The sequence below is a fragment of the Commensalibacter sp. M0268 genome (assembly GCF_016101925.1).
Taxonomy (GTDB): Bacteria; Pseudomonadota; Alphaproteobacteria; order Acetobacterales; family Acetobacteraceae; genus Commensalibacter; species Commensalibacter melissae.
In genome coordinates this window covers 245,761-258,494 of record NZ_JACFPQ010000002.1, presented here as the reverse complement: position 1 = coordinate 258,494, position 12,734 = coordinate 245,761, and the positions used below count along the sequence as shown (strand labels likewise).

Here is a 12,734-nt window from a genome sequence, read left to right as displayed (position 1 = left end):
ATTTTATATAAAAAGAACAATAAACCGTCTTTTTAGTATTTTAATCATCAGAGAGTATTATGAAACAACAGGCAAACCAAATCCGTGCAGGTCAGGTTATTGAACATGATGGACGTCGGTGGTCTGTCCTTAAGCAGCAAATCATCACACCTGGTAAAGGCGGTGCCTTTATTCAAGTCGAAATGCGTGATCTTAAAACAGGCAACAAAACCAATGAACGTTGGCGTACTGCCGATACCGTCGAACGTCTGTTAACCGAAGACAAAGAATATAATTACTCTTATGAAGATGGTGATAATCTTGTGTTCATGGACCCGGAAACTTTTGAACAATTTATGTTGCCAAAAGATATACTTGGGGATCAGGTTGCTTTTCTGCAGGATAATATGAAGGTCATAGTCAATTTGGTTGAGGGCGATCCCATTTCCGTCACATTGCCCCCTCAGGTAACCTTGGAAATTGTTGAGGCCGAACCTGTGGTAAAAGGTCAAACAGCAAGTTCTTCCTATAAGCCCGCCATGTTATCCAATGGTGTAAAAACAATGGTTCCCCCTTTTATCGAGGCTGGAGAAAAAATCGTTGTACGAACAGAAGATGGTAGCTATGTTGAAAGAGCAAAAAATTAGGCTTTTTTATAGTTTTAAACCTAAACCATTTTTATTTTGATCTAAAGAAAAGATGTCAAATCTTAGTCAATTAAGAAAGACATCTTTTTAAATTTGCATTATTAAGTTAGGTTAAATACTGACTGAAAAATTCAAATGCCTTTTGTAAATTCTAGGAAAAATTAATGGCGATTCGACTTTCCCCTCATATGACCGTAATGCAGAATGCAGCACAAAAAGCTGCACGCACGCTTCTTCGTGATTTTAATGAAGTTGAGATGTTGCAAGTGAGTGTCAAAGGTCCCGGGGACTTCGTATCGCAGGCAGACCTAAAGGCCGAATCGACTATTAAAACAGAACTCAGTAAAGCGAGACCTGGATATGCCCTTCTTATGGAAGAAAGCGGTGCCTCAGGGGGAGATAACTGGAACTGGCGCTGGGTTGTTGATCCTCTTGATGGAACAACTAATTTTTTACATGGAATTCCACATTGGGCAATTTCCATAGGCCTTCAGAAACGTAATGATAAAGGTCAGGTTGAAATCGTTGCCGGCGTTATTTATAACCCGGTTGCCAATGAAATGTTTTGGGCTGAAAAGGGTGTCGGCGCTTTTCTGAATGAACGTCGCCTTCGCGTTTCCTCTCGACGAGACATGTTTCAAGCTGTACTTGCCACTGGCATTCCTTTTGCCATTTCCGACATTAATAAACAGGAAAAATTTGTAAAAATCCTTAAATCAGTCATGCCAAAAATTGCAGGCATAAGACGCTATGGTGCCGCTGCCCTGGATTTAGCATGGGTTGCAGCAGGCCGTTATGAAGGTTTTTGGGAAATGGATTTAAAACCCTGGGATGTTGCCGCAGGAATTCTACTGGTCAAGGAAGCGGGCGGATATGTAACCGATCCTGAAGGAAATCCATTAGATGATCTAAAAATGTCTGTTAATACTGTTGCAGGAAATGCAGCGCTTTTTCCTAAAATTAGGGAAACAATATTAGAAAACATTTCCAAACCTTGATAATAAATGATAATTAATTTTAGTTATTCTTTTATTCTAACAGGTTGAGAATTCATCAAATGTTTTTTTTATCATCTTCTGCACCGGCACTAAAAAAAAAGCATCTTTATTATTTGACCATATTTTCAACCGTATTGTTTTCCTCTTGGAATAACATGATTTTTGCCCAGGTTAGTGTCAATAATTCAGCCTTGAATAATCTAGGTCCTGCAAAAAATATCCAACCAAAATCGACAAAAAATAAAAAAGCAACTTCTATTTCCAAACACACAAAACAACCAACAAATCCTGCCAAAATTTCGCAGTCAAAACCAAAACAAACACAAGCTGTCATCCCGCCAATTCCCAATTCCCCACCTCCTAACCCTGTTTTTAGAGATCCAGAGCTAAACGTACCTTTACATCCACCAGCCTCTCCTGCCATGCCTAAGATTAATCCTAAAGCCCAAGGAAATGTCGTGGTTAATTATCAACACACCATCATTAATTTTAAGGGAGATGAATCTGAATTAAACGAAATAATGATGAAAACGGTAATGGATATGGCTAATGTACTTAAGCGGAATCCTAACGTTCAGATTTACCTTAATGCATATAGTCATGGAACTGTTGATGATATATCTACACCAAGAAGAAACGCCTTAAATCGTGGGCTTACTATACGTGCTGTCTTAATTAATCAGGGTATTCCGGCCACTCGCATTTATTTGATTGCAAAAGGCATACCGGAATCAAATACAAATGCAAATCCAGATTATGTTGAAATGGTACGTTCAGATTTAGTAAAAGACAAAAAATAACTTTTTTAAACGCATATTGTTTGAATTGTATATTCTATAAAAAATCCTCTTAAACAGAGGATTGTAAAAAGTAAAACAAATTTAGAACTAACCTTGACGTGCTTTCATTCGCGGATTTTTCTTGTTGATTACATATACTTTTCCATGACGGCGAACAATGCGACAATCTTTATCGCGGAGTTTCGCAGAACGTAAACTATTTCTGATTTTCATAATTAATTCATCCCAGGCAATAAATACAAAAGTCCCTTTTTATATAAAGAAAAATTAAAAAATGTCAAATGCAAAGCGATTATTTTCTAAAGTTTAAGCTTTTGGAAAACTTTTTCAAATTGCTTGAATTCTGCCGATCTCAATGAATTTCTACGCCAAGCCAGGCCAATTGTTCTCCAGGCTGGATTTCCCTCTAAAGAACAGACAGCTACATCCTTGTTTACTATTACACCGGATCTAATAACCATTTCGGGAATAAATGCAATTCCCAAACCGACTTCAACCATACTTATTACCGTATCCAGAGAAGAGGCGACAAAATTGTTGCTGAAATCGTTGACCGCTTTCATGGTCTGACTTTGTCGACACATATCAATGGTCTGATCGCGTAAACAATGACCATCTTGCAACATTATAATTTCTTTTGGATCAATCTGATGTAATGACACCCTATCCAAAGAGGCTAAGACATGATCCTTGGGTGTTATTAAATAGAATTTGTCTTTATAAAGCGCATAGGTATCCGCACCTCCACAGGAACATGGCATTGCAATAATCAATAAATCGAGATATCCAATGAATAATTTTTCCATTAGATTTTCAGTTATATCTTCCTGAATAGTCAAAGTTAGTTTTGGATAGGTTTTCCGAATTTCCCTAACCAAAAAAGATAAAATATAAGGTGCAATTGTGGGAATGATTCCAAGCCTCAAAGAAGAGGAAAGTGGTTCATGCGCAAAACTTACCATTTCACGAACCGTTTCCAAACCCTGTAATGCAATTCTTGCTTGTTCAGCTATTTCCTGTCCCAATGGTGTAAATACAACCCTTTTTCCCGCTGTTCTATCCAATATAGAGACATTCAACTGACGTTCTAAACTTAAAATTCCTGCAGATAATGTTGACTGTGTGACAGAACAGGCATTTGCCGCACGACCAAAATGATGTAATTCTGACAATGCAATAAGATAACGTAATTGTTGCGGCGAAGGGAGTGCTTCCATCGTTTTTTTCAATCATTCATTACTAAATATTTCATTTGAAATATTAGCATTTTTTACACATATTAATAGAGGAACCAAAAAAATTTTATAATGTTATTTTATTAGGAGAAAATAATATGTTGACTGTTGGTGATCAATTTCCATCTTTTAGTCTTACAACTGTTCCTGCTGGTCCTGATGGACTGAATGGAGAATTTATAACGATCAATAATCAAAGCGACAAGGGTAAATGGAAATTATTTTTCTTTTGGCCTATGGATTTCACATTCATTTGCCCAACGGAAATCGCGGCTTTTAGCGACATGGAAACAGAATTTTCAGAACGTAACACTGCTGTTTACGGTGTATCGATTGACTCTGAATATGTTCATTTAAACTGGCGTCTTCATAATGAAACTTTAAAAAATCTGAAGATTCCAATGCTGGCTGACAACAAGCGCGAACTTTCTGCAGCATTAGGTATTCTTCATTATGAAGCTGGTGTTGATTTAAGAGCGACATATATTGTTGATCCAGAAGGGATTATCCGTCACGTCAGTGCAAATGACCTGTCTGTTGGTCGCAATCCAGAAGAATTCCTTCGCATTCTTGATGCTTTGCAAAACGGGGGTCTTTGTCCTTGCAGCTGGCACAAAGGGGATAAAACTCTTTAGTTTATCCATTGATAAATCATCAAAGCCTCTTGATCTCATATCAAGAGGCTTTTTTATTTCAATTTGCTAATAATATTATTATAATTCTTCAAAATTTTTAACATAAACATTCATACCAAAGGAAACAATCTTGAAGGCTTTAATCTTGCAGCATACTTCTTTTGAGACACCGGGTTATATTCTTGATTGGCTAAAAATACATCAATATGAAACAATTATTTTGAAATTGTACGAAATGGTTGAAAAAAACATTCCTCTTTCCTATAACATCAATCTTTTAATTATCATGGGTGGTCCCATGAGTGTTCATGATGAAAAAAAATATAAATGGTTATCAAAAGAAAAACAATTAATTAGAAACTTAATAAATAAAAATATTCCAACTCTAGGCATTTGTTTGGGGGCTCAATTAATTGCTGACATTTATGATGCCCATATTACAATCGCTAAGCATAAAGAAATTGGTTGGTTTCCTATTCAGGTAATTCAATCCAAGGAGCGTAAGAAAATCAAATGGCCTGAAAATTTTGTCACATTTTTATGGCATGGTGAACAATTTGATATTCCAGCACATGCCAAATTGCTCGCATTTAGTCAAGGTTGCCCACATCAGGCCTTTATGATAAAGAATAATGTAATTGGATTACAGTTCCATCCGGAAATGACTTTAACAATGATTCAAAACATGATTGAAAATTGTTATGATCAGGATAAAACCCTCTCTCCTTTCGTTCAAAGCATAAAAGAGATACTTTCTGTCCCAAAGGAATATTATTCAATAAATCATCAAATAATAGACAACCTGCTTTCATATTTAACTACATAAAGTCAATACCTAGATATTATTTTCAATCACTTGTTTTAATTTCTGTAACACAAGATCCACAAGCTGATTATCCTTTGCCTCAACCATAATACGAATCAAGGGTTCTGTCCCACTTTTCCTTAGAAGGACCCTTCCCTCTTTACCCAATTTCAATTCCGCATCCCTTACGACTTTTTTAACTGCTTCAGTATTTAAAGGGTTTTTTCCGTTAAAACGAATATTATATAACTTTTGAGGGAACGGCATAAACATTCTACATACTTCACTTGCTTTTTTACCCTCTTCAATAATAACTGCCAATACTTGCAATGCAGCAATAAGACCATCACCGGTCGTTGAAAATTCAGAAAGGATCATATGCCCAGACTGTTCCCCTCCAACATTACATCCAAGTTGACGCATCTTTTCAACAACATAACGATCACCTACACAGGTTCTCGTTAATTGAATTCCGGTATCATTCAAAAACTGCTCGAGTCCCATATTGGACATCACTGTCGCTACAATTGAATGATTTTGGAGCATCTTTTTTCTATCCCAGGAAGATGCAATTAAAGCCAGAATCTGATCACCATCGATAAGCTTGCCCTCTTCATCAACCAACAGCATACGATCAGCATCACCATCGAGGGCTATTCCCAAATCAGCCTTATGCTCCAATACAGAATTGATTAACGTTTCTGGATGTGTTGAGCCACAATTTTTATTAATATTTAAACCGTTCGGTTTACATCCAAGCGATATAACTTCTGCGCCCAACTCCCACAGTGCCTTGGGGGCCACATGATAAGCGGAACCATTTGCACAATCAATAACGATTTTCAAACCATCAAGGCGACACCCACGGGGAAAAGAAGCCTTTGCATGTTCAATATAGCGACCTGCTGCATCATCCAGACGTACGGCCCGACCAATATGTTCATTACCAGCCAATTGACCTGACAAATCAGATCGCATCATAGCTTCAATTTCAAGCTCCTGTGCATCGGAAAGCTTAAATCCATCTCTGTTAAAAATTTTTATTCCATTATCTTGGAATGGATTATGTGATGCAGAAATCATAACCCCAAGATCAGCACGCAAGGAGCGAGTCAACATTGCAATCGCTGGCGTAGGCATCGGACCAACCAGAATCACATCCATTCCTGCCGATAAAAAACCGGCAACCAAGGCACTTTCAATCATGTAGCCTGATAAACGTGTATCTTTGCCGATCAAAACTTGATGTCTTCTATGGTCTTTTCCAGCCATGAACATCAATCCTGCAGCTTGACCAAGCTTTTGTGCCACTTCTACCGTCATAGGATCACTATTGGCTGTACCACGAATTCCATCTGTTCCAAAAAGTAATCTATGATTTTTCATTAACTTTTCCCATGTTAAACAATAAAACATCACAATTGATATGACAGAAATCAACCATATAAAGTCTGCCACATTTTCATGCTTTGTACCGCAGCGGGCACATTGTGAACACGAATAATTGAATTTCCAAAATAAAACGCTGGAGATGACGCTATCATGGTAGCGACATCATATTCCTCAAAATTCATTTTTCCAGCAATTTCCCTAATAAAACGTTTTCTGGAGACTGCTAGAAGCAAACGGCAACCTAAGTTAGCAAAAGCGGGAAATTTTTTTAAAAGTTCCATATTTTGAAAATTATTCTTTGCAAAACCTATACCCGGATCAAGTATTACATTTTCACGACGAATACCTGCATTTACCGCTTTTTGAATTTTTCTTTGCAACTCTGCAAAAACATCAACCAAAACATTGTTGTAATTCTTATATTGATGCATTGTCTGGGGATTTCCACGCATATGCATCAAAATCACAGGACATTGAGCCTGAGAAATAACCTGTGCACTTTCCCTATCATCAAGAGCAGAAATATCATTAATTAAATCAGCTCCTGCATCTAAGGCATATTTCATTGTTTCAGCATGACGCGTATCAACAGACAAATAGGCACCACATCCTTTTAATGCTTTGACAACAGGAATAATTCTACTACATTCCTCTTCAGTTGACACAGGTTGAGAGCCAGGCCGTGTACTTTCACCACCAATATCGATTACTGTCGCACCATCCTCAACCATTTTATGAGCGGCCCGAATAGCAGTTGAACTTGAATAATGTTTGCCACCATCACTAAAACTATCAGGCGTTACATTCAGTATACCCATAATTAGAGAACCTTCAGGCAATCCAGCCAGAGGCGAGGCAGTTGTTATTTTTCTTATCTGATTAGAATATAAGGGTGAATGAAAACAATCTTTGACATACCCAATTTCCAGTTTTTGATTCTCAATTATCTCAATCATTGAAAAGGCAACTTTTTTTTCTTGACCTGCAAAAGGTAATGCAAGCTCATTTTTGATTGCAAACCGGGCTGAATTTCCAAATAAAAATCCTGTAGGATTTATAATCATATCATTCTTAACACTATAACCATGAAACTGTCATCTAATATCAATCTCAAATAAAATAAGTGAAAAGAATATATTCTTTTCACTTAAAAAATAGTTTTAATCCATAAAAATTAAAACCCTAGTTATGTTCCTCAAAATTAACACCTGTTGCAGGAACAGGATTATCAACATGACCAGCATCATCCTTTTTTATTTCATCAGAACCAAAATTATCACCTGAATGATGAGCCACATCGATTGATGATCTCAATTTTTTTGTCGTGTCATCAACAAGGCTACGTTCAATTTTTTCACCGCGAAGAACCTGTCTGATTTCCTCTCCACTTAAAGTTTCATATTCCAAAAGACCTTGAGCCAATCTTTCAAGATCTTCCCTGTGCTCTTCTAACAACGCTGTTGCACGTTTATGTGCATCATCAATCAAACGTTTAACTTCGGCTTCTATTTCATGAACGGTTTCACTAGAAATATTTTTACCTTGTCCCATGGAATGACCGAGAAAAACCTCTTGTTCATTTTCAGCATAAGAAACAAGTCCAATTTTTTCACTCATACCCCATTCAGTAACCATCCGTCGTGCAAGATCCGTCGCCATTTTGATATCGCCAGATGCACCGTTTGAAACATTTTCCGGACCAAAAATCATTGATTCGGCACAACGTCCACCCATGGCAAGAACCAGTTCAGCCAAACATTTCGATTTGCTTTTTGAATAGCGATCGCCTTCCGGTAGACTCATCACCATTCCCAATGCGCGTCCACGTGGAATAATTGTAGCCTTATGTACTGGATCACATCCAGGAGTAAATAATGCACAAATGGCATGCCCGCCTTCATGATAAGCGGTCATTTTTTTCTCATCTTCACTCATGACCAGTGAACGACGTTCTGAACCCATCATGACCTTGTCTTTGGCATTTTCAAATTCCAGCATCGATACTGTTCGACGGTTTAACCGTGCAGCCAACAAAGCCGCCTCATTAACAAGATTTGCAAGATCAGCACCAGAAAAACCTGGTGTTCCACGGGCAATTACTCTTGGATCAACATCAGATGCTAACGGAACCTTTTTCATATGTACGCGAAGGATTTTTTCACGACCCCCAACATCAGGATTAGGCACGACAACCTGACGATCAAATCTTCCTGGACGTAACAATGCAGGATCCAAAACATCAGGCCTGTTCGTTGCGGCTATGAGGATTACGCTTTCATTGCTGTCAAATCCATCCATTTCAACCAGCATCTGATTTAAAGTCTGTTCTCGTTCATCATTACCACCACCGAGACCGGCACCACGATGACGTCCAACAGCGTCAATTTCATCGATAAAAATAATACAGGGAGCAGCTTTTTTACCCTGTTCAAACATATCTCGAACACGAGAAGCCCCCACTCCAACAAACATTTCTACAAAATCAGAACCTGAAATTGTAAAAAACGGAACATTTGCCTCGCCAGCAATCGCACGCGCCAATAAGGTTTTCCCTGTTCCAGGAGGGCCAACCAACAAGACCCCTTTTGGTATTCTGCCACCCAGCCGCTGAAATTTTTGTGGATCTTTAAGGAATTCAACAATTTCTTCCAGCTCGCTTTTAGCTTCATCAATTCCCGCCACATCCGCAAACGTGACACGTCCCTGTTTTTCAGTCAGCAAACGGGCCTTGGATTTACCAAATCCCATTGCCTTTCCCCCTGCGCTTTGCATATTGCGCATGAGAAGAATAAATAAACCGATAATCAGCAAGGTTGGCAATAAATTCAATACAAGCTGCCAAAAAAGATTTGGATGATTATCAACAGGTTTAACCTCTATCGTAACTTTATGGTCAGTGAGGGTTGATAAAAGCGAAGTATCCTGTGTTGGCAAATAGGTTTGAAATTTCTTGCCATCCTGACTTGTTCCAGTTAAATACCGGTCCTGTATAACAACTGATCTAACATTTCCAGCGTTAACATCCCCCAGAAATTTAGAATAACTAACTTGATTGTCCACAACAACATTACTGCTTGGTCGAAAATATCCAACCACTAACATTACTGATACAATAACGAGTATCCATAAACTTAAATTACGCCCAAAATTTTTCATTCTACTTTATATTTCCATGTTTTAGGATAAACACGTTTTTAAAAAAGAATATTTAATATATATCATTTTATATTCTTCATATTACAATTTATTTCTTACTTAATAACATAAGAACTGAAACAAATCTTTCCTACCCTAAAAAATATTTTTCCTTAAAAATATTGAATTTAAACCGATTTATTATAAACATAATTACATAATTAAGCTAATTTTGTGGTCGAAAAAAGATGACTTTGTGTCAAGGATTGTCTAGGCTGGAAAACAATATCCCATTCTTTAACGGACTCGTCCGAATATATTCCCAAATGAGGTACAGCCAATAATTTATCATTATACCAAAAAGCGGGTAATGTTTTCAAAATGCAAACAGGCAATCCCTCTCTACATGAAAACTGTTTGTAAGATTTACCCAATGCAGCAATCGTAACTTTATCACTAATATCATATTCTGGCATAATAACTCTGAAACGATAATCCCAAATCGTATTTGGCCGGGCCATTTTTGCCTTTTCAATAACAGTTGCCTCTCTAATCATCAACCAACCATTTCCCAACCTTCCAGCTGGCATAATCTGTACGCCACCAAGAGTAACTTTGCGCATTGATTGAACAAGCCGATTAATTGATTTCTGCAAGGGTGCATAAACAGAACCGGAAATTGTTCTGATTAAAGCACCCAACGTTCTTTCATCCATACCTTTGGTGGAAAAATAAGCAAATCCTTCTGATCTGATCAAAATGTTTTCTGTAACAAAAACAGCCTGATCCTGATCTTTTTTCATTCTTTTTTTACTCTCTTCCCGCGAGCGATGTAATAATATTGAGACAGATCCTGAAGATGCCCAGGCCGACGACAATTCCTTTCTCACCTGATTTCTCTGAAATTTTAGATCCTGATTGGATGGATCCTCAACCCATATAATCCCTTCCTGTCTTAAGGTTATTCTCAAACGTTGTGGTGCGATCGATAATAAAGGTCTTATTAATCTTATCTGCGGCAAATCCGTAATCGCAGCCATAGCGGCAATTCCATCCTCACCACTTCCGGCACGTATTCGCATCAGTACAGTTTCCGCCTGATCCCCTGCATGATGACCCAAAAGCAAATCTATACTTCCCATTTTACAACATGTCTGAATTAATATTTTGTAACGCTCAATACGTGCCCTTTCTTCCAATGCGGCTCCAGGTTTTAGATTATCCAATGTCAGAATTTTTGATTCAATTCCAAGATCCTTCAATCTTTCTTGTGTAAGTGCTGCCTCTATAGCCGAATTTGACCGAATTCCATGATCAACAATTAAGGCGAATACATTTCGTCGCCAACGGGATGCCAGCAATGCAAGGCACAAACTATCTGCACCACCAGATACAGCCAATACAATGGGTGGCAACTTTTCATCATCGTTACCCCAAGGTCCCAATGACTCAATACAAGAATTAAATTCATCTTGGGATACAGGTTTTAAAACATCATCCATACATATTTAGCAAATCAAGAACATTTAGCTTTACGGCTTAAATTCAAGGCAGAAGATTTCACCTGAGTTGAGACATTTGGATATTTACTATGAAGCAGACTTACAGCCTGACAAGCTTCCTGAATCTTGCCATTTTTTAACATTAAATATCCTACACCCAACAAAGCAGATGGAGCCTTGGGAGATTTAGGAAAATTTTTATAAACAGCATAATAATTTACTGATGAAGCCTTGAAATTTCCTTGTCCAGCCTGAGCCTGAGCCAGCAAATATCGTGCACTAGGGGACTTGGCACCTTCAGGCGTGGATAAAATTTTTTGGGCGATGGATTCTGCGATCTGAAAATTACCATTCAACAATGCCTGTTGACCATCTCTCAAGGTTGAACCCGTTTCAGGTTTTACAGATTTAATTGTTCCTGAATCATCCGAAATTGATGATTTTTTAGAAACCTCACTTTTTGAATCAGTTACCACATCATCTGAAGAACCATTGGAAGCGCCTCCACGACCAGCAGCAAAATTCATATCATCAATTTTCTTATTGATAAGATCGTTTTGAGTTTTCAATTGGTTTGACAAATCATCAATTTCGCCCCTCATAACCCTTTGCTGATCTTCTAGATTGTTTATCCGGCTAACTAAATCGGGAAGTAAACCGTTATTTGTTGATAAACTATCATCCTCATCTTTATCTTTATGCCTTTTTTTACGATAATTATCAGAATCATCATTAAAATTAGTATTCTGTGCCTGAAGCTGGCTGATTTGCGATTTTAATTGTGCGACCTGGTTTTGTAGCGCAATAACCTGACGACTGTTATTTTCCTGGGCATTACTGTAAAAAGGACAAATCATAATTGATAGAAATAAACCTGTTATACCTCCTTTGACCTTTGAATAATCAATTGAAAGTAAATTAGAAATTCTTGAATGTTTTTGCTTCGTTATCATTGCCAAACCCTTTACTATCCCTCATTTGATAATAAATTCAAAAAGCTTTAACCATTTATAAATTACGTTCTTTTACATTACATAACAAAAAGCCGGCATAACGTATATACGTATTACCGGCTTTTATTGAAAAGTTATCGAGCTAGGAATTAACGAACTGAAGTAGTCGCATTACGGTTCTGTGACCATGCTTCTTCGTTGTCACCTTCAGCAATAGGTTTATCCTTACCATATGAGATGGTTGTCATACGATCTGATGCAACGCCCAAGGATACCAAATAATCCCGAGCTGCATTTGCGCGGCGAGACCCTAATGCAATATTATATTCTTCTGTGCCGCGATCATCACAGTTACCGGCAATCATGACCTGGACATTTGGATATTTTTTCAACCAATCAGCCTGACGATTCAAGGTTGCGCGAGCATCATCCGTTAATTTGTTTGAATTGAATTCAAAGAAAACACGATCACCAACATTAGCAACTAAATCAGCTTGACTTCCAGGAACTGGACCGCTCACGGTTGGAGCTTGTGTTCCACCACCATTACCGGTTGTCGCACCTTTATGATCTCCGCCAGAACATGCTGCTAGTAATAACGCAGCACCAAAAGCACTAATAAGCTTTATATTCATTGTATGTATTCCTACAAA

At 37.8% G+C, this 12,734-nt stretch carries 13 protein-coding genes; 5 read left to right on the top strand and 8 right to left on the bottom strand.

From position 1 onward, the window contains the following. Positions 1 to 59: 59 nt before the first annotated feature. From efp to H3R28_RS04540, 3 genes are all read left to right on the top strand, one after another. The gene (efp, locus tag H3R28_RS04550; RefSeq protein WP_110438815.1) at positions 60 to 626 is read left to right on the top strand and encodes an elongation factor P; all 567 of its coding nucleotides are present in this window, start codon (positions 60 to 62) and stop codon (positions 624 to 626) included. A 170-nt stretch (positions 627 to 796) separates the two neighbouring features. Further along, positions 797 to 1,624: an inositol monophosphatase family protein gene (locus H3R28_RS04545; protein WP_198210047.1), complete on the top strand. Its 828-nt coding sequence runs from the start codon at positions 797 to 799 to the stop codon at positions 1,622 to 1,624. Positions 1,625 to 1,683: 59 nt separating this feature from the next. Continuing rightward, a complete protein-coding gene (locus H3R28_RS04540; protein WP_198209823.1) occupies positions 1,684 to 2,424 on the top strand; it encodes an OmpA family protein in 741 nt (246 codons plus the stop codon). 87 nt (positions 2,425 to 2,511) lie between these two features. Here H3R28_RS04540 and ykgO read toward each other — a convergent pair whose 3' ends face one another. Beyond that, positions 2,512 to 2,637 (bottom strand): type B 50S ribosomal protein L36, encoded by a 126-nt coding sequence (ykgO, locus tag H3R28_RS04535; protein ID WP_110438813.1) that lies wholly within the window; start codon positions 2,635 to 2,637, stop codon positions 2,512 to 2,514. An 86-nt stretch (positions 2,638 to 2,723) separates the two neighbouring features. Next, positions 2,724 to 3,641 (bottom strand): hydrogen peroxide-inducible genes activator, encoded by a 918-nt coding sequence (locus H3R28_RS04530; RefSeq protein WP_155565250.1) that lies wholly within the window; start codon positions 3,639 to 3,641, stop codon positions 2,724 to 2,726. Positions 3,642 to 3,757: 116 nt separating this feature from the next. On the opposite strand from H3R28_RS04530, the gene H3R28_RS04525 reads away from it, so the two are divergent. Beyond that, positions 3,758 to 4,294: a peroxiredoxin gene (locus tag H3R28_RS04525; RefSeq protein WP_110438811.1), complete on the top strand. Its 537-nt coding sequence runs from the start codon at positions 3,758 to 3,760 to the stop codon at positions 4,292 to 4,294. A gap of 145 nt (positions 4,295 to 4,439) precedes the next feature. Then, positions 4,440 to 5,120, top strand: coding sequence for a type 1 glutamine amidotransferase (locus H3R28_RS04520; protein WP_198209821.1), 681 nt, complete (start codon positions 4,440 to 4,442; stop codon positions 5,118 to 5,120). A gap of 9 nt (positions 5,121 to 5,129) precedes the next feature. On the opposite strand, the gene glmM is transcribed toward H3R28_RS04520, so the two are convergent. The 6 genes from glmM to pal all read right to left on the bottom strand — a co-directional run bounded on the left by glmM (position 5,130) and on the right by pal (position 12,716). Then, positions 5,130 to 6,485, bottom strand: coding sequence for a phosphoglucosamine mutase (gene glmM, locus H3R28_RS04515; protein ID WP_198209819.1), 1,356 nt, complete (start codon positions 6,483 to 6,485; stop codon positions 5,130 to 5,132). A 50-nt stretch (positions 6,486 to 6,535) separates the two neighbouring features. Then, the gene (gene folP, locus H3R28_RS04510; protein WP_198209817.1) at positions 6,536 to 7,555 is read right to left on the bottom strand and encodes a dihydropteroate synthase; all 1,020 of its coding nucleotides are present in this window, start codon (positions 7,553 to 7,555) and stop codon (positions 6,536 to 6,538) included. A gap of 118 nt (positions 7,556 to 7,673) precedes the next feature. Further along, entirely contained in the window at positions 7,674 to 9,647 is a 1,974-nt protein-coding gene (gene ftsH / locus H3R28_RS04505) for an ATP-dependent zinc metalloprotease FtsH (protein WP_198209815.1), read from the bottom strand. Positions 9,648 to 9,847: 200 nt separating this feature from the next. Further along, positions 9,848 to 11,128, bottom strand: a complete 1,281-nt coding sequence (tilS, locus tag H3R28_RS04500) for a tRNA lysidine(34) synthetase TilS (RefSeq protein WP_198209813.1) — start codon at positions 11,126 to 11,128, stop codon at positions 9,848 to 9,850. Positions 11,129 to 11,142: 14 nt separating this feature from the next. Then, the gene (locus H3R28_RS04495) at positions 11,143 to 12,081 is read right to left on the bottom strand and encodes a hypothetical protein (protein WP_198209805.1); all 939 of its coding nucleotides are present in this window, start codon (positions 12,079 to 12,081) and stop codon (positions 11,143 to 11,145) included. 149 nt (positions 12,082 to 12,230) lie between these two features. Next, a complete protein-coding gene (gene pal, locus H3R28_RS04490; protein WP_110438805.1) occupies positions 12,231 to 12,716 on the bottom strand; it encodes a peptidoglycan-associated lipoprotein Pal in 486 nt (161 codons plus the stop codon). Positions 12,717 to 12,734 lie beyond the last annotated feature (18 nt).

Coding starts and splice junctions, on each gene's coding strand:
- efp (WP_110438815.1), top strand. CDS start 60: ATGAAACAACAGGCAAACCAAATCCGTGCAGGTCAGGTTATTGAACAT.
- H3R28_RS04540 (WP_198209823.1), top strand. CDS start 1,684: ATGTTTTTTTTATCATCTTCTGCACCGGCACTAAAAAAAAAGCATCTT.
- ykgO (WP_110438813.1), bottom strand. CDS start 2,637: ATGAAAATCAGAAATAGTTTACGTTCTGCGAAACTCCGCGATAAAGAT.
- H3R28_RS04530 (WP_155565250.1), bottom strand. CDS start 3,641: ATGGAAGCACTCCCTTCGCCGCAACAATTACGTTATCTTATTGCATTG.
- H3R28_RS04525 (WP_110438811.1), top strand. CDS start 3,758: ATGTTGACTGTTGGTGATCAATTTCCATCTTTTAGTCTTACAACTGTT.
- glmM (WP_198209819.1), bottom strand. CDS start 6,485: ATGAAAAATCATAGATTACTTTTTGGAACAGATGGAATTCGTGGTACA.
- folP (WP_198209817.1), bottom strand. CDS start 7,555: ATGATTATAAATCCTACAGGATTTTTATTTGGAAATTCAGCCCGGTTT.
- ftsH (WP_198209815.1), bottom strand. CDS start 9,647: ATGAAAAATTTTGGGCGTAATTTAAGTTTATGGATACTCGTTATTGTA.
- tilS (WP_198209813.1), bottom strand. CDS start 11,128: ATGGATGATGTTTTAAAACCTGTATCCCAAGATGAATTTAATTCTTGT.
- H3R28_RS04495 (WP_198209805.1), bottom strand. CDS start 12,081: ATGATAACGAAGCAAAAACATTCAAGAATTTCTAATTTACTTTCAATT.
- pal (WP_110438805.1), bottom strand. CDS start 12,716: ATGAATATAAAGCTTATTAGTGCTTTTGGTGCTGCGTTATTACTAGCA.